At 42.0% G+C, this 16,636-nt stretch carries 16 protein-coding genes; 6 read left to right on the top strand and 10 right to left on the bottom strand.

Annotation, left to right across the window (positions count from 1 at the left end; genetic code table 11):
• Positions 1-174 precede the first annotated feature (174 nt).
• The gene (gene tyrS, locus ACMUMQ_RS14780; RefSeq protein ID WP_414682716.1) at positions 175-1,479 is read right to left on the bottom strand and encodes a tyrosine--tRNA ligase; all 1,305 of its coding nucleotides are present in this window, start codon (positions 1,477-1,479) and stop codon (positions 175-177) included.
• Positions 1,480-1,585: 106 nt separating this feature from the next.
• Here tyrS and ACMUMQ_RS14775 point away from each other — a divergent pair, with 106 nt between their 5' ends.
• Positions 1,586-3,010, top strand: a complete 1,425-nt coding sequence (locus ACMUMQ_RS14775) for a peptidoglycan DD-metalloendopeptidase family protein (RefSeq protein ID WP_414682715.1) — start codon at positions 1,586-1,588, stop codon at positions 3,008-3,010.
• A 53-nt stretch (positions 3,011-3,063) separates the two neighbouring features.
• Here ACMUMQ_RS14775 and trxA read toward each other — a convergent pair whose 3' ends face one another.
• The 6 genes from trxA to lptM all read right to left on the bottom strand — a co-directional run bounded on the left by trxA (position 3,064) and on the right by lptM (position 7,105).
• Positions 3,064-3,390, bottom strand: a complete 327-nt coding sequence (gene trxA, locus ACMUMQ_RS14770; RefSeq protein ID WP_414682714.1) for a thioredoxin TrxA — start codon at positions 3,388-3,390, stop codon at positions 3,064-3,066.
• Positions 3,391-3,496: 106 nt separating this feature from the next.
• Complete coding sequence (locus ACMUMQ_RS14765; protein ID WP_414682713.1) at positions 3,497-4,210, bottom strand: HAD family hydrolase; 714 nt, start codon at positions 4,208-4,210, stop codon at positions 3,497-3,499.
• A complete protein-coding gene (locus tag ACMUMQ_RS14760) occupies positions 4,207-4,872 on the bottom strand; it encodes a DUF484 family protein (RefSeq protein ID WP_414682712.1) in 666 nt (221 codons plus the stop codon). The genes ACMUMQ_RS14765 and ACMUMQ_RS14760 overlap by 4 nt, the downstream gene beginning before the upstream one ends.
• A 7-nt stretch (positions 4,873-4,879) precedes the next feature.
• Positions 4,880-5,710 carry a diaminopimelate epimerase gene (gene dapF / locus ACMUMQ_RS14755; RefSeq protein WP_414682711.1) on the bottom strand — a complete coding sequence of 277 codons (831 nt, stop codon included), beginning with the start codon at positions 5,708-5,710 and terminating at the stop codon, positions 4,880-4,882.
• Positions 5,711-5,720: 10 nt separating this feature from the next.
• A complete protein-coding gene (gene lysA, locus ACMUMQ_RS14750) occupies positions 5,721-6,974 on the bottom strand; it encodes a diaminopimelate decarboxylase (protein ID WP_414682710.1) in 1,254 nt (417 codons plus the stop codon).
• Positions 6,975-6,988: 14 nt separating this feature from the next.
• Positions 6,989-7,105, bottom strand: a complete 117-nt coding sequence (gene lptM / locus ACMUMQ_RS14745) for an LPS translocon maturation chaperone LptM (protein ID WP_414682720.1) — start codon at positions 7,103-7,105, stop codon at positions 6,989-6,991.
• A 222-nt stretch (positions 7,106-7,327) separates the two neighbouring features.
• Between lptM and ACMUMQ_RS14740 the strand changes: the two genes are divergently transcribed.
• On the top strand, positions 7,328-8,107 hold the full coding sequence (locus ACMUMQ_RS14740) for a hypothetical protein (protein ID WP_414682709.1): 780 nt from the start codon (positions 7,328-7,330) through the stop codon (positions 8,105-8,107).
• A gap of 77 nt (positions 8,108-8,184) precedes the next feature.
• Here the strand turns inward: ACMUMQ_RS14740 and argH are convergent, their stop codons facing one another.
• Positions 8,185-9,591 carry an argininosuccinate lyase gene (gene argH / locus ACMUMQ_RS14735; RefSeq protein WP_414682708.1) on the bottom strand — a complete coding sequence of 469 codons (1,407 nt, stop codon included), beginning with the start codon at positions 9,589-9,591 and terminating at the stop codon, positions 8,185-8,187.
• Positions 9,592-9,759: 168 nt separating this feature from the next.
• On the opposite strand from argH, the gene hemC reads away from it, so the two are divergent.
• Genes hemC through ACMUMQ_RS14715 form a run of 4 tightly spaced genes read left to right on the top strand, consistent with a single transcriptional unit; the run spans position 9,760 to position 13,950 of the window.
• Positions 9,760-10,683: a hydroxymethylbilane synthase gene (gene hemC / locus ACMUMQ_RS14730; RefSeq protein ID WP_414682707.1), complete on the top strand. Its 924-nt coding sequence runs from the start codon at positions 9,760-9,762 to the stop codon at positions 10,681-10,683.
• A gap of 24 nt (positions 10,684-10,707) precedes the next feature.
• A complete protein-coding gene (locus ACMUMQ_RS14725; protein WP_414682706.1) occupies positions 10,708-11,460 on the top strand; it encodes a uroporphyrinogen-III synthase in 753 nt (250 codons plus the stop codon).
• A gap of 1 nt (position 11,461) precedes the next feature.
• Positions 11,462-12,724, top strand: coding sequence for a uroporphyrinogen-III C-methyltransferase (locus ACMUMQ_RS14720; protein ID WP_414682705.1), 1,263 nt, complete (start codon positions 11,462-11,464; stop codon positions 12,722-12,724).
• The gene (locus tag ACMUMQ_RS14715) at positions 12,721-13,950 is read left to right on the top strand and encodes a heme biosynthesis HemY N-terminal domain-containing protein (protein ID WP_414682704.1); all 1,230 of its coding nucleotides are present in this window, start codon (positions 12,721-12,723) and stop codon (positions 13,948-13,950) included. Before ACMUMQ_RS14720 ends, ACMUMQ_RS14715 begins: the two co-directional genes overlap by 4 nt.
• 104 nt (positions 13,951-14,054) lie before the next feature.
• Here the strand turns inward: ACMUMQ_RS14715 and ACMUMQ_RS14710 are convergent, their stop codons facing one another.
• Entirely contained in the window at positions 14,055-15,602 is a 1,548-nt protein-coding gene (locus tag ACMUMQ_RS14710) for a methyl-accepting chemotaxis protein (protein WP_414682703.1), read from the bottom strand.
• A gap of 114 nt (positions 15,603-15,716) precedes the next feature.
• On the bottom strand, positions 15,717-16,625 hold the full coding sequence (locus ACMUMQ_RS14705) for a bile acid:sodium symporter family protein (RefSeq protein ID WP_414682702.1): 909 nt from the start codon (positions 16,623-16,625) through the stop codon (positions 15,717-15,719).
• Between the last annotated feature and the right edge of the window lie 11 nt (positions 16,626-16,636).

The raw sequence follows: 16,636 nt of genomic DNA, 5'->3' as shown, positions 1-16,636 counted from the left end.
TGATCAACAACTGCCAATTTAAAGGCGAAGGAATAGTCTCTCTGTGTACGCTTAGGTGTTGTAGTCATTGCACTCTCCAATTGAAGTATTGAAAAGTGACAACCTTATTTAGGACGGGTCAGCAAATCAAAAAGGCGCTTATGCGCCTTTTCATTAGATAGATAAACCACTCATTTAAAGCACAAATAAGTGGTGTTTTTTCTTACCCAGTTTCACTAAGAAATACTTGTTGTAGTAACCCTTTTCTGCAGCAAAAATTGCAGCAGCATCCATGTTGCTATCAATCCCTTGAGCTAGACCATTTACAACAACAGAATTACGTTGCAATGCATCTTTAACTTGTTTGCCACTTGCAGCCAAACCAGCATCAGCCAAAAGAGATGTTAGCGGCGTTGCCGTCAAATCAATTCCTTGTAAAGAGCTACTTGGCAAGCCATCCAATTGAATCTGCTCTAGATCTTGCTCACTCAAGTCATCTGCTTGACCACTAAACAAGGCCTTTGTAATACGCTCCGCTGCTTGCAACCCTTCCTCACCATGCACTAATTTAGTTGCTTCACGGGCAAGGATAGATTGAGCTTCTGGTTTACCAGCACTTTCTTGGTCAGCCTTTTCAATAGCATCAATTTCTTCAAGGCTTAAGAAGGTAAAGAATTTCAGAAACTTATAAACGTCTGCATCTGCTGTATTCATCCAGAACTGGTAAAAAGCATACTGACTTGTTTTAGATGAATCCAACCACACAGCACCAGATTCTGTTTTACCAAACTTCGTACCGTCTGACTTTGTCACCAATGGAACTGTTAGGCCAAATGTTTGAGCTTGATTCTGACGGCGAGACAAGTCGATACCACCAACAATATTCCCCCACTGATCACTGCCGCCCACCTGAATAGTACAATCATAAGTACGGTTAAGTTCAGCAAAATCCATTCCTTGCAACAAAGCGTAAGAGAATTCAGTAAAGGAAATACCAGCCCCTTCACGATTAAGGCGCTGCTGTACAGACTCTTTATTTATCATTGCATTCACTGAGAAATGCTTACCGATTTCCCGCAAGAAATCCAACATACTCATTTCACCAGCCCAATCTAGGTTATTAACAACCTTTGCAGGGTTAGGCACATCATCAAATTTTACAAACTGGCTTACTTGGCCTCGAATTTTTTCAGCCCAACTAGCCACAACATCGGATGTATTTAATTGTCGCTCTGTCGCTTTAAAGCTTGGGTCACCAATCAACCCTGTTGCGCCACCGACTAATGCAATTGGCTTATGCCCTGCATCCTGAAATCGTTTTAACACAAGCAAAGGAACAAGGTGACCAAGGTGTAAACTGTCTGCTGTTGGATCAAAACCGCAATAAAGTGTACGACTTTCATCTTCAAGATGTTTTTTTAGCTCTTCTTCTGCCGTCATTTGGGCAATGAGTCCACGAGCTTGCAAGTCATTTATAAGGTCTTTACTGCTTACCGTCATTATTTTGATCCATTTCCTAGTGAGTTTACATGAGTTAAGCATTCAATTATAAAAGCAATCTTGATAGGATGATAAGGCTTTCTTAAAGATTTTTTGGATACCTATTTTGATTAAGTTAATACCAACAAAACATTTACTCCTTATTGCTGTTGTCTGCACTCTTCTCGCCATAGTTTTGATCGCCATCCCAGAAGAGCAACCCTCTCAGAACAAAGTAATTTCTCTTGAGACCAATCTTGAGCAAGTCCACCAATCAGATCTCGTTTTCAACGACTTACAACAACCGACTTATATAAACATTCAAAAACCAGATCAAAACAGCAAGACTCAACCTTCAACACAAGACAACATCAACACAACATACAACGCACCAACACCTGAAGCATTAACAAAAAAGAACAGCCCGCCAACCTACAAAGAGCAAACAGTGACCGTTTCTTCAGGCGACTCTTTATCAAAGCTTCTGTCACGAGAAGGCATTTCAGCTCAAGATATCTACAAAGTCTCTCTTGCCGATAAAGAACAAAAAACCTTGTTAAGAATGCTACCTGGGCAAGAGCTTAGCTTTACCACTAACGAAAAGACGGGAGAACTAACCGAACTTACTCTTGTGCTTAATCGTTTAGACAAGGTGACGTTTGAGCGCAACGAAAATGCTTTTGATAGAACAGAGGTTTCTCGAGAGCCAGACATCATAAAGACCTACAAAGAAGCTGAGATCAACAACTCCCTTTTTGTTGATGGTCTAGCATCAGGAATAGAACAATCTCTACTCATTGAACTTGCTAACATCTTTGGCTGGGATATCGACTTTGCGCTTGATATTCGTAAGGGTGATAGCCTTAGTGTTCTTTATGAAGAAAAATTTCTAGATGGTGAAAAAATTGGCCACGGCAATATCATAGCAGCCCAATTCATCAATAACGGACGTACTTTTCAAGCAATTCGTTACACAACATCTAGAGGCTCAAGCTATTACACACCAGACGGTTTAGCTATGCGTAAGGCTTTTATTCGGACCCCTGTAGACTTCACACGAATCTCGTCTAAATTCAACCCAAACCGACTACATCCGATTTTCAAAACAAGCCGACCTCATAGAGGCGTTGATTACGCAGCAGCAAGCGGAACACCAGTCAAAGCAGCAGGTGAAGGAAAAATATCCTTTGCAGGAACACAAAATGGCTACGGAAACGTAGTTATTATCGATCATGGCAAAGGCTATCAGACACTTTATGCTCACTTGAGAGGATTCGCGAAAGGCACAAAACGAGGTGCTAGAGTATCTCAGGGAAAAATAATCGCCTATGTAGGACAAACAGGCTGGGCAACTGGGCCTCATTTACACTACGAGTTTCGTATCAATGGCGTCCACAAAAACCCAGTAACAGTAAAACTACCTAATGACGATCCAATGCCAAAAAGCGATCTACAAGCCTTCTTGCCTTACGCCAAACAAGTTGTGGCGACATTAGAAAGCTCTCACTCACCAGCTTTCGCCCAAAAACTTGCATCAATCAAAAACAGATAAAAACAAAAAAGGCAGCTAAATTAGCTGCCTTTTTTAAAAACTCTTAACACTTCTTAGATGGCGTTATTTACGAACTCAACCAACTGAGACTTAGATACAGCGCCAACTTTCGTTGCAACAACTTCACCACCTTTAACAACAAGCAATGTAGGAATGCCACGAACATTGTATTTTGGTGCTGTTTCTTGGTTTTCATCAACGTTAAGTTTAACTACTTTAACTTTACCAGCGTATTCTGCTGCAACGTCTTCCAAAACTGGAGCAATCATTTTACAAGGACCACACCAAGGAGCCCAAAAATCAACAACTACTGGAAGATCTGAATTCAATACTTCTTCCGCAAATTGTGCGTCGGTGATTTGAATTGTGTTTTCACTCATAATTAAGTTTCCCTTAAAATCTGTTTGTACTAATTAATGGGGTTAGTGTACCACTAAATACTTAGGGTAAGAATCTATATCTTTCAATTGAAATGATAGACAAAGCCTATAGTGCCAGAGAGGAAATAGCCGAAGGCAACTCTAATAACGAGTGTACTTCAGCATTGGATCTAGCTCCCCATTCATCCGCCCATCGTCTTGCCCCGTGACGATTAAACCAAATGCTTTTTGCTCCAACATTTGTCGCCCCTAAAACATCATCGATTGGGTGATCCCCAACGTGGATAATTTGAGAGAAGTCCAACCCTGCTTTCTTAGCTGCCATAGAAAAAACATCGGCGCTGGGCTTTGCTGCTCCGACTTGATCCGCACGAATGGCAAAATCAAAATATTGCCCCAACCCAACATAAGGATGGAAAACATCAGCATTTCCGTTTGTGATAACCGCTAAATCATAATCCTGATTTAACTCTTCTAAAACATCCACTACATGAGGAAAAAGATCTACCCTTTGGCGCCACTCACAAAAATGCGCCAATGCCGCTTTCGCCATTAAATCCGCTTCCTCTGTTGGCAAACCGAATTTTCTTAACGACGTTTTATACACTCTCAAGCGTAATTCTGTCAGATTAAAAGCAATTTCTGGATTTTCATCGATAATTCGTTGCTTGATGCTTTCCTGAACAGAAAATGAAAATTGCTGACTATACCCTGGAAAGCGCTCTTCAAACCAAGACTCCATTGCATATTCAGCTCTTGTGATAACTGGCGCCACATCCCACAAGGTATTATCTAAATCAAATGTAATCAAAACACTCATTTCAACAACCTTAGTAGAATGGCACTCAATAAATCAGCAAGATATTGAAGAAACAAACTCCCTTTATCTTTGCTAAAAGCCGTAGGCGTTTTATCACCCAAAACGAGAACACCACATTTTTTCACTTCACCGCCTGAGCGAGAAAGAAGAGGCAATACAGCCACAGAGTGAATTTGGTCTGCATCGTCTGAAAATAAATAGTTCATTTCGTTCGCAGGCAAGATACCGCAGAAGCATTCAGTAAATCCTGAAGTATGAGACAAGTCAGAACCTTCATTAACAAGGTTATGAGTTCTAACGGAACTGTCTGTAACATCGCCAAATAAAATAAGGGAATGGTAAGGCACTTGGAAATCATCTCTAACCATATCCCCCACTACCATAGAAAAGTCGTCTAACGATTCGCAGTTCAAACCAGCTAATATAAGCCGACGACTCTTCTGCATGGTCGATTCATTTTCTCGTGCAACATCGACAAGTCGTTCAAATTGGCTTCGATAGCCAGCTGTCGACTTCTGTAACACACTCACTTGATACTCAAGCAAAGAAACGACATTACCACTAACAGGATGAGGAAGCGTTAAGCTTTCTAATACATCAGAATTTCGAATAAAGAAATCTGGCGTACTCAACAAATACTGAATTACTTCCTCTTCGCTCATACAACCTCTATAGATAAATTTGGCCTTCGAATACTTTCACAGCAGGTCCTGTCATAAAAATTGACTGACCTTCGCCCTGCCACTCGATATGTAGATCTCCACCCAAGGCATGAACAGTAACCTTAGGAGACAACCAGCCCTGTTTGATACCTGCAACTACCGCTGCACATGCACCCGTCCCACAGGCTTGCGTTTCACCAACGCCACGTTCATAGACACGTAAATTAATTTCAGTTGGGCTAACAACCTGCATAAAACCGACATTAACGTTTTGTGGAAAACGCTCATGGCTTTCAAGCAAAGGCCCCGTTGTCGCGACCTCTTCATCCACCAGCGCATCCACTTTAATAACAGCATGAGGATTACCAACCGAAACAGGCGTAATTAGGTAATCTTTCTCTCCAGCTTTTATTTCGTACAGTGACTCAGAAGCGTCTGCCGTAAAAGGTAAGTCTTTTGGCTCAAAACTTGGGCTGCCCATATCAACTGTAACCAAACCGTCATCCATAACTCGTAGCTGAATCGCTCCGCGTTTTGTCTCAACGTCAATGACACGCTTATTTGTTAATCCTCTATCGAGAACGAACTTAACAAAACAACGAGCACCATTGCCACAATGCTCTACTTCACTGCCATCAGAGTTGTAAATACGGTAACGAAAGTCCATGTCAGGATTCGATGGCGGCTCAACAACCAAAAGCTGATCAAAACCAATTCCTAAGTTACGATCACTTAAGCGTTCAATTTGCTGCTTATTAAAAAACACTTTTCGCGAAACCGCATCGACAACAACAAAGTCATTTCCAAGCCCATGCATTTTTGTAAACTTCAATAACACAAAAAGCTCCTCAGTCTGGTAGAACCTGTTCACCAGCTAACTGATGTTCGATTGTTTCACGGGCACGAATCAAGTGAGTAGTATCACCATCTACCATCACTTCTGCCGCACGATTACGACTGTTGTAGTTTGAAGACATGGTAAAACCATAAGCACCGGCAGAACGCACAGCCAACAAATCGCCAGCCTGAATATCCAATTCGCGATCTTTGCCTAAGAAGTCGCCTGTTTCACAAATAGGACCAACCAAATCGTAACTGCGCTTACCTTCAGGCGTTGGCACCAAAGACACAGGCACAATATCCATCCAAGCACTGTATAAAGAAGGGCGAATCAAATCGTTCATCGCACCGTCTATGATCGCGAAGTTTTTATGAGGCGTGCACTTCAAAAATTCAACTTGAGTCAACAAAACGCCAGCATTAGCGGCAATTGAGCGGCCTGGTTCAAACGCCAAAGTAACATCTAAGCCTTTTACTTTTTCTAGCAATAGCTCAGCGTAATCGGCTGGTGATGGTGGTACTTCATCACGATAACGAACGCCCAAACCACCACCTAAATCAAGGTGTTTAATCTTAATACCAACTTCAGCCAACTGATCAACCAAGCCGATCAAACGATCGAATGTATCCAGGAAAGGCTTAAGTTCAGTCAACTGCGAACCGATATGACAATCAACGCCCATTACATCTAAATTTGGCAACTTGTGCGCTATTTGATAAATGCGAACGGCATCTTGAATATCGATACCAAATTTGTTTTCTTTCAAACCGGTAGAAATATAAGGGTGCGTTTTAGCGTCTACGTCTGGATTAACGCGCAATGACACTGGCGCTTTTTTACCCATCTCACCTGCCACTTGATCAAGGCGATACAATTCCGCTTCAGATTCGACGTTAAAGCAATGAATACCCACTTCTAAAGCGCGACGCATTTCACCAGCTTGTTTACCTAAACCTGAAAACATCACTTTGGCAGGATCACCGCCTGCTTTAAGAACACGTTCCAATTCACCAACAGAAACAATATCGAATCCTGAGCCTAATCTTGCTAATACGTTCAAAATAGCAATATTTGAACAAGCTTTTACTGCATAACAAATTAGAGTTGGGTGAGAAGCAAACGCTTCCGCATAGGCGTTATAATGGCGCTCTAATGTCGCGCGCGAGTAAACGTAACAAGGCGTACCGTATTGGTTCGCAATATCAGATAAAGAAACATTCTCTGCTTGCAGAGTCTGATTAGAATAATTAAAAAAATCCAAAGGGGAATCCTCAGCTATAAAGACGATGCTTGCTGTTCACTGACAGTGTCACTCGGCAAATAAAGAGCGCCTTTATTGCCGCACGCTACAAGAAAAAAAGCCAACATACATACAGAAAACAACTTAAACATCATCTTTTCTCTCTATTTTTGATTCACAGAGTATACCTTGCGGCCAGTTCGTTTCCCAACCCTAGCCAATCAATAACATCGATAATCTTTACGAAAAATATAAATAAAGGCGCACTTGGATTTGTTAACCTCAATATAAGGTGTACAGTTCCATTTAAGCGCTTACAGCGAACCCTGTTAACCGTATTCTTTTTCCAAAGCGCAAAGGGTCTATAAAATTTAATGAAAAGAAAAATCCTTCCATGGGCGGTGGCTATTCTCTGTGCGGTCTTTCTGCACCTACTGTTTTTCCTCATATCGCCCCAGTTTAATTGGTTCAAAGCACTAGACGTCACCTCTAACGACTCTCGCTTTGAGCTACAACTACTACCCAATACAACGCAAGAACGTCTTTTGAAAAATGAGGAGACTACGACAGACTCTTTAAGTACAAGTGAAGAATTTAGCGATGAGACGCCATCTCAGATAACAGAAACCACATCAAATGACATAGAAAGCTTTAACGGTACAGAATTATTCAACGAAGCTTTTTTTGACCTTTCAACAGAAAATAACCGTTTAAACAGTGAGATAGAAAGCAGCGAAGTGAGAAGCGATGAAATAGAAAATAATGATGTGATAATTACGAAACCTAGCTTGCTGGATTTATCTTCAATCAACTTCCCTTCAAGTAATAGTCACGATGCTGCGGATAAGGTTTTTTCGCCAGAATTAAGAGAGAAAATAGCCGCATCAGAAGTCGCTCAACAAGAATATTTGAAAGGACAAATCAAAAAAATAGATTACCCAGTCACCACTGGGCCAGATGGCGCACGTTACGTCAATATAGATGGTGTGTGTTGGCGCATTCCCGCTGTAGGAAGTGATGAGCCGTGGGCCGTCGTTTTTGCAGGATGTACAGGGAAGAGTAAAACCTTTCTATTTGAGCTAAACATTGCGCCTAGCGTTTTTTTAGGGACGGACTCACCTTTTTCGATTGAGCAACTAAAAAGCGGTGACTGAAACCTTTTCTACTTGGCTGAAACACCTAAGTAGAAAAAGAGCCATCCACCGCTTTCCATGAGAAAAATGCTTATGTTTTAAGCGAAACGCTCAGACAATTCCGCTTTCGCTCGTTCAACTGCTTTCAAGACTTGCGCTGGCGCGGTTCCACCAACATGATCACGCGCGGCAACAGAACCTTCTAAGGTCAATACGTCAAACACATCCGCTTTAATCATATCGCCAAAAGACTGTAATTCTTCCAATGTCATTTCTGACAAATCCTTGCCTTCTTTAACGCCATAGCCAACTGCTTTACCAACAACTTCATGTGCATCACGGAAAGCCACTCCTTGACGAACCAAGTAATCCGCCAAATCCGTTGCTGTAGAAAAACCACGACGAGCCGCTTCATACATATGTTCTTTACGAGATTCGATAGCAGGAATCATATCGGCAAACGCACGCAACGACCCTTTTAGGGTATCAACCGTATCAAACAAAGGTTCTTTATCTTCTTGGTTGTCCTTGTTGTAAGCCAAGCACTGAGACTTCATCAGTGTTAGCAAGCCCATCAAATGCCCATAAACTCGACCTGTTTTACCACGCACTAATTCAGGCACATCTGGGTTTTTCTTCTGCGGCATAATAGAAGAGCCTGTGCAAAAACGGTCTGGCAAGTAGATAAAGTTAAATTGAGCAGACGCCCACATCACCATTTCTTCTGCCCAACGAGACATGTGCATCATGATGATCGACGCTGTTGAGGTAAATTCAATGGCAAAATCACGATCACTTACGGAATCCAAAGAGTTGTAAGTTGGACGTTCAAAACCAAGCAATTCCGCCGTCATATTACGATCGATTGGGTAAGTGGTTCCGGCAAGCGCAGCGGCACCAAGAGGCAAAATATTAATGCGCTTACGGCAATCCACAAGACGCTCATAATCACGCTGCATCATTTCGTACCAAGCCATCAAATGATGACCAAAGGTCACAGGCTGTGCCGTTTGCAAGTGAGTGAAACCAGGCATAATGGTGTCGGCTTCTTTTTCCGCCAAACTTAAAATACCTTGTTGCAGACGAGTCACTTCTTCAAGAAGGAAATCCACTTCATCACGCATGTACAAGCGAATATCCGTCGCCACTTGGTCATTACGAGAACGTCCGGTGTGAAGTTTTTTCCCTGTAATGCCAATTTTTTGAGTCAGGCGCGCTTCGATATTCATATGCACGTCTTCTAACTCAATCGACCATTCAAATTCCCCATTGGCAATTTCTTGTTCGATTTCTGTCAAACCTTGAATAATCTGATCACGCTCTTCTTCTGTTAACACACCGACGCTCGCTAACATTTTGCCGTGAGCAATCGAGCCTTGAATATCTTGTTTCGCCATACGCTGGTCAAATTCAACAGAAGCAGTAAAACGAGCAACAAAAGCATCAACAGGCTCAGAAAAACGACCACCCCATTGTTGGTTAGTGGTTTTATTTGTATCAGTCATTCAATAGGTTCCTACGCAAGATTCAATCAGCTGCCAAGGTTACCTTAAGCGCCCTGACTTATAAAGCGTGAAGGATGACGACTTTGTGCTTAACGAGTATCATTGAAAGCAATACACACTAGAAGAATGCCAAACTGCCTTCTGAGCATTAATTTTTTGGGAGATACCGTGAAAGACACCATCGTCATTGCCACTCGTGAAAGTCAACTTGCCCTATGGCAAGCAAACAATGTAAAAGCACAATTGGAAGCACTCTATCCTGAACTAAAAGTAGAACTTCTAGGCATGACAACAAAAGGCGATCAGATTTTAGATTCACCCTTATCAAAAATTGGCGGTAAAGGTTTGTTCGTCAAAGAATTGGAAACCGCCCTATTGGATGGCCGAGCAGACATTGCGGTACATTCAATGAAAGACGTGCCAATGGCCTTTCCTGAAGGCTTAGGCTTAGCGGTAATTTGTGAACGAGAAGACCCAACTGACGCCTTTGTATCAAACAACTTTTCTTCGATTGATGAATTGCCTGTAGGCAGCGTGGTTGGCACTTCAAGCTTACGTCGTTCTTGCCAGTTACGAATGAACCGTCCTGACCTTGTCATCAAAGACCTCAGAGGCAATGTGAATACTCGCTTGCGCAAGTTAGATAATGGCGAATACGACGCTATTATTCTTGCCACAGCCGGCCTTCTTCGCTTGGAAATGCAAGACAGAATTCGTCAAAGAATGTCAGCTGAACAGAGTCTTCCCGCTGGCGGCCAAGGCGCTATGGGCATTGAGTGTCGTAGCGATGATATACAAACAATTGAAATGCTAGCCCCTCTGCAACATGAAGAGACAGCAATCAGAGTAACTGCCGAACGTGCGGTTAACGAACGCCTAAACGGTGGCTGCCAAGCTCCTATCGCTTGTTTTGCGACACTCACAGACGACACTATTTGGTTAAGAGGTCTCGTTGGTAGCCCTGACGGAAAAACCATGATTCAAAGTGAAATACATGGTCACAAAGAGGATGCTAAATCTCTTGGAGTCCAGTTAGCTGATGACTTACTGGCTCAGGGAGCAAATGACATTCTCGCTGAAATATACTCTTAAGAGTCATAGACAGGCTGCCTATCAGTGGAAAACTATCGCATTCTAATCACTCGCCCAGAACCTGAGAATTCAGTAACTTGCAACACTCTCAGCAGTATGGGTCTGTCTCCAGTTTCTTTGCCCATGTTAGAAATACAAGCTCTACAGGGTGAAGATGAAGAGGCAAAAATCCGTTCACAAATATTTAATATCGATGAGTTTCATTACGTCATATTTGTCAGCAAAAACGCCGCCCGATATGCCGCCGAATGGCTAGACACATGCTGGCCAATGCTGCCTGAAAAAGTTCATTGGATTGGTATTGGTCAAGGCACCACGCAGACATTGATTAACGAAGGCATTCCTGCGCTATCAAACCCAGGAAACACAAGTGAGGCCTTATTAGACTGGTTGAAACCCGTTAAGATGTCAGGACAAAAAGTACTTATTGTACGTGGCGTTGGCGGACGAACCGAGTTAGGCGATAAACTTGAGGAGAAAGGCGCAAAAATCAGCTATCTTTCTCTTTACGAAAGAAAAAAGCCTGAATATCACGCTCAAACTTTTTTCATGTTGCCAGATATCAATTTAATCTGGGTAACCAGTGGCGAAAATTTAAGTAATCTTTCAGAATACGTTTCTCAATATAAGCCCGAATGGAAAGCACTTCCGATACTGACTCCCAGTCTCAGAGTGAATCAGCAAGCAATAAACATGGGTTGGATTAATGCTTCATGCGCCGATGGCGCCGACGACAACAGCTTACTCAAAGCGACGGAATTTTATATAGGAAAATAGAATGACAGAGAATAACAAACAAGAAACTTCGGTCGCTGAAGACAACAACTCTACACCAATAAAAGACACGTCTGACAAAACTGAAACACAGCCAGTAAAAAAAGATGATGCGCAGCAAGAAACAGCTTCTCAAGGAAAAGTAAAATCCTTGGTTGCGGCATCGCTTTGCTTATCCCTTGTTGCTTTGGCGGCGAGCGGATGGCTCTACTACCAAAGTACGCAAAGCTCACTTCCACAAGACATTACACTCCTGCAAAATCAGCAGAACAATTTAGATAAAAAAATCAGCACAAACACACTGAATCAAGCTCAACTCAAGACACTCATTGAGCAAATACGAAACACAGACAAAACAACTCAAGCAGAAAAGCAACAACTGGCTGACAAACAGAATCAACAAGACGAGCAGATACTTTCTCTTGAGGCCAAACTCAGCCGATTGGATAACACCACAAAAGAAGACTGGAAGTTAGCAGAAGCTGAATACCTTATTCGCCTAGCAAACCAACGCCTGTTATTAGAATCCGACAGCAATGGCGCAATTACATTATTAAATAATGCCGATGACATTTTAAATGAGTTGGAAGACCCGATCGTTTTTGCAACGCGTAAAGCATTAGCAAAAGATATCCAAGCATTAAGCTCTGTCAGCCAATTTGACTTAGAAGGCGCTTATTTAAAATTAAGTGCGTTATACGACAATGTGCCCACTCTTCCACAAAGAGAGCCTTCTAAAAAGTGGCAATCTTCAACAAATGAGACAGCATCAACAGAAAGCAGTAATACTGAAGTAAGTTCGATTGAAGCCGCATTAGCTAGCTTCTGGCAATCTCTGCGCTCTTTGGTGGTGATCAATTACGATCACAAACCCATCAAAGCATTATTACCACCAGCAGAATATCAAGAGCTTGTTACTGGCTTACAGCTGCAACTGGATGTCGCTCAAGTAGCACTTCTAAAAGGCGAATCTGTCATTTATCAGCAATCGCTCAAACGTGTTGGCGATGCAGTTACAGAACATTTTGATACACAATCAAAAGCTGTCACGTCGTTTTTATCGAACTTAACATCCATGCAGCAGCTCAACCCTGCTCCTAGCTTCCCATTGCCTAGAGATTCATTAACAGCAATGAAATCTTTAATGCAAAATTGGACAAGCAGAATAGACAGTACACCATCCTCTACCGATTCGCCTATTGCAACTACACCAGAATCGGTAACACCAAAAGCAGCAACCAAAACAAATTCAGGAGATGAGATATGAAAAAACTCCTCTTCTTATTAGTCATTATGATGGCTGTCGGCGGCTTGTTAGGACTGCTGATGCGCCAAGACAGTGGCTATGTTTTAGTTGCTTACAATGGCGTAACAATTGAAACCAGCTTGTGGGTGTTGCTCGCAGGGATGATTGTCGCCTTATTTGTTATGAGCTGGGTAAAACGCATTCTATTTATTGCATTAAAGCCAAGCAGTTCATTGGCAAAAGTGACAGGAAATTTGGCTCAAAAGAGAGCATCTCGAAATACAATAAGAGGCATGCTGGAGCTTGTTGGAGGGAACTGGCATAAAGCGGAAAAACTCTTAACAAACAGTGCTGAAAAGGTACCTTATCCTCTTATAAACTACATCAGTGCAGCGTATGCAGCGAGTGAGCAAGACGAACACGAGCGCTCTAAAGCCTTGCTCAGGTCCGCCCACAAATCCACTCCAGAAGCCGAATTTGCGATTGGCTTTGCGCAAAGTCAAATACAAATGAAGCAAGGTCATTACGAAAGTGCTCTCGCCTCTTTGCTTCGCCTACAGAAACTCAAGCCAAAGCATAAACAAGTTTTGAAAATGCTCGTCACGGTTTACACCAAGCTAAAAGACTGGGACGCTCTACTGACTTTGACACCAACATTAAAGAAAGACGGCATATTTGATGATGACAACATGCTTGAACTTGAGCGTAATGCTTTTTTGGCCTTGTTAGATAAGATCAAATTCCGTAATAAACTTGGACAAAGCAGCCAAGAGCTAGTGGCTGAACTAGAAACACTTTGGAATAAATTAGACACACTGTCACAAGATACGGAAATGAGTGTCTTATATGCTCGAACGTTAATTCAATTTGGCGACCACACCAAAGCGGAAAACTTCATTCGTCATAAGCTGAATCAAAAATGGTCTGAAGACCTTATTTTCGAATATGGCAACATTGATCAAGGCACTTATAAAAAACTGCTCGCCAACTGTGAAAACTGGCTAAAGAAAGAACCCGCCAGCGCGAATTTATACCTAGTTTGCGGACGCTTGAGTCAATCCATGATGTTGTGGGGCAAGGCAAAAGATTACTATGAACAAGCTTTAGCCTTAGACAGTCAAAATGAAGCATTAGCTGAGTTGAGCAGACTGCTCAAAGCGATGGGCGAAACAAAAGCCAGCCAAGATTTAATGATGATCAATCTTAATCACGCAAGTAAACGGTTAAAAGCTCTACCTTTACCTTAAGTAAACCGTTCAATTTACCGGTAGTTTCTACTAATAAAAAACGCTGCTATTTTCATAGCAGCGTTTTTTATTTCAAAAGCTCGTTATTCTTCTCAAAACACTCTTTACTTGAATCGAACAATTAACTCATGCATGCCATCAGCCACTTGCTCTAAAGATTTAATACTGTCACTTGATTGGTTAGATTTTTCTAAACTCTCTGTTGCAAGGTCAGATATACGCACCACTTGTCGATTAATATCTTCGGATACGTGAGCCTGCTCTTCAACTGCTGTCGACATCTGCATCGTCATATCAGTGATATTGGAAACAGCCTCAACAATATTGTCAAAAGCCTTTTCCATTTCAACAATTTTGTCTAAGCCTTCCCTTGCATCTTGTTTGCCTTTCTCAGCAATAGCAACCGAGCTTGTGGCGCCTTCTCGCAAGGTACTGATAATCTTGTGAATATTTTGTGTCGAGCCTTGAGTCCTTTGAGCAAGCTGACGCACCTCATCTGCAACAACAGCAAAACCACGACCATATTCCCCTGCTCGTGCTGCTTCAATGGCCGCATTAAGCGCTAATAAATTTGTTTGCTCTGCTATTTGCTCAATCATTTGAGCAACTTGGGCGATTTCTTCCGAATGATTCGCTAGGTTCTGAACGGTGACACCAATCTCATCAACCGTTGCACTAAGTTGCTGAATTGAGCCACGTGTATCTTGAACCGTTTTTTGTCCAGACTCTGCTGATTCAGAAGAAGATTTTGCACTGTCTGCGGCAACCTGTACTTGCTGAGCCACATCATTAATCGTAGCCGTCATCTCTTGCATGGCTGTCGCAACATTTTGTGTTTCATGCTGCTGGTTATCCATGGTTTTAGCCATTTCAACCGTCAATGCCAAACCAAGTTTAGATTGACTCGATACCTTCAGAGACTCATCTTCAAAACGCGTCAAAATGGCGTCTATTCTAGATTCCATGCTTTTCGCGCCCGCATCTAAAATAGCGTCATCTAATGAATGATCAGAGTAAGTAATACCGGCTAACGGGTGCAAAAAAGACTTCGACAAACGAGCCGTCAGTATTTTCTGTAAGCGTGAATGGTTTACAACAAAAAGACCGTTCATCAGCAAACTCGTCAGTAACCAAATAGCTAAGCCATAAGAAAGCTCAGCAAAGCCAGCGAACACACCAAGCACACCGCCAACAAGAGGCACCAAGAACCTCCAAGACAAAAACTTCAATGGCAATACACGCTGACCGCTGACGACTTTTTTGTATATTCTTTCTGCTCTAGCAACGTCTTTTTTATCTGGTAATGTCCTTACTGATTCATAGCCAACAACTTTCCCAGACTCCATAACAGGCGTCACATAAGCATCAACCCAATAAAAATCGCCATTCTTACAACGATTCTTCACTAATCCCATCCAAGCCTTACCTTGCTTAAGCGTTTCCCACATCACTTTAAAGGCTTCTTGCGGCATATCAGGGTGGCGAACAATATTATGCGGGCTGCCAATCAACTCTTCTTTCGTAAAACCACTAATATCAATAAAAGCATCATTACAATGAACAATATTGCCATTCAAATCTGTTGTCGTGACCAACTTAACGCTTTTATCAAACGTTTTCTCGTGATTTGTCACTGGTGTATTTTTTCTCATAAAACCAACATCCTTTAAGTTTTCGGGAAAGATAAAAACTCTTATCAGTATAAGCCGACTTTACAAAAAGGCTAACATAAGATTTAACTAAATAAGCACCTGATTATTTAAGTGTTATTTGGTCAATACTTTATTAAGCCAGCGAGTCAAAACAGGTAATAAAGATGTCGGAATTTGCAGGGCACCCACCATTGGTAAAAAAGCCGGCCCTAACAATCCACCAGCAATGGTGTAGGTCAATAAAACATTCCGATTTCCAGAAGTGATCGCAGCGGTTAACGCAACCGTTTTACCCTTCTTCCTGTACACAACAAACGCTAATGCAAAAAACAAAAAGCACAGACCAGTTGCTATCAAAAAGTACTGGAGCGCCATCATAGGATCTTGGTCATAAAGCTGCCTAAAGCTGCCAACTAGACCAAAGGGGAAAGCGAATACCAACAGAATAGTATAAGGCGAGATTTTCACTAAAAATCTACTTAACGATTCTTCGGGAACAAAGCGATGCACCAAGAAAGAAAAAAACATGGGACCAAAAATAAAAATGATTAAACGAAGTGAGTAATTCGCCCAATTTAAATCAAGCTCTTCAGTTTGGTAAAACAGCAATGCAATGCAAATCGCAATAGGCAAACACAGTGTCGTCGCAATGGTCATTGCCATAGCTTGCACACTATCAAACCCTAAAGCACGAACAATCGCTGGCGTTGCAAACAAAGATCCTGTTCCTGCGACTGCAACAACCGCCAATAGAAGATCACCATCGAAAGATAAGATTCGCCCCAAAACACCAACAAATGCCATGAAGGCAATGGAGTGCAACAAGGTGTAACGCCAAACCGCAAAACTTGCCAAACGCTTAATCAATTCATTTTGCTTCATGCCCAATAGAGTCAATGTCATCAAGCCAAAAAGCACAATGGATAAGAAGGGAAACAGCATGAGTGAAAGTGAAGGAAGTAAGAAGCCAAGTATGGCACAGAGAAACATAAAAAGAAGAGAATGACGAACAAGGAACAACATAGGACTAACAC

This window comes from Marinomonas algae, from assembly GCF_047525555.1.
Lineage (GTDB): Bacteria > Pseudomonadota > Gammaproteobacteria > Pseudomonadales > Marinomonadaceae > Marinomonas.
The sequence above is the reverse complement of the archived record's forward strand: the minus strand, read 5'-3'. Positions and strand labels throughout refer to the sequence as shown.

What these genes read in the sequence shown, in the direction of transcription:
- tyrS (WP_414682716.1), bottom strand. Translation starts at nt 1,479, where the DNA reads ATGACGGTAAGCAGTAAAGACCTTATAAATGACTTGCAAGCTCGTGGA.
- trxA (WP_414682714.1), bottom strand. Translation starts at nt 3,390, where the DNA reads ATGAGTGAAAACACAATTCAAATCACCGACGCACAATTTGCGGAAGAA.
- ACMUMQ_RS14765 (WP_414682713.1), bottom strand. Translation starts at nt 4,210, where the DNA reads ATGAGTGTTTTGATTACATTTGATTTAGATAATACCTTGTGGGATGTG.
- ACMUMQ_RS14760 (WP_414682712.1), bottom strand. Translation starts at nt 4,872, where the DNA reads ATGAGCGAAGAGGAAGTAATTCAGTATTTGTTGAGTACGCCAGATTTC.
- lptM (WP_414682720.1), bottom strand. Translation starts at nt 7,105, where the DNA reads ATGTTTAAGTTGTTTTCTGTATGTATGTTGGCTTTTTTTCTTGTAGCG.
- ACMUMQ_RS14740 (WP_414682709.1), top strand. Translation starts at nt 7,328, where the DNA reads ATGAAAAGAAAAATCCTTCCATGGGCGGTGGCTATTCTCTGTGCGGTC.
- argH (WP_414682708.1), bottom strand. Translation starts at nt 9,591, where the DNA reads ATGACTGATACAAATAAAACCACTAACCAACAATGGGGTGGTCGTTTT.
- ACMUMQ_RS14720 (WP_414682705.1), top strand. Translation starts at nt 11,462, where the DNA reads ATGACAGAGAATAACAAACAAGAAACTTCGGTCGCTGAAGACAACAAC.
- ACMUMQ_RS14715 (WP_414682704.1), top strand. Translation starts at nt 12,721, where the DNA reads ATGAAAAAACTCCTCTTCTTATTAGTCATTATGATGGCTGTCGGCGGC.
- ACMUMQ_RS14710 (WP_414682703.1), bottom strand. Translation starts at nt 15,602, where the DNA reads ATGAGAAAAAATACACCAGTGACAAATCACGAGAAAACGTTTGATAAA.
- ACMUMQ_RS14705 (WP_414682702.1), bottom strand. Translation starts at nt 16,625, where the DNA reads ATGTTGTTCCTTGTTCGTCATTCTCTTCTTTTTATGTTTCTCTGTGCC.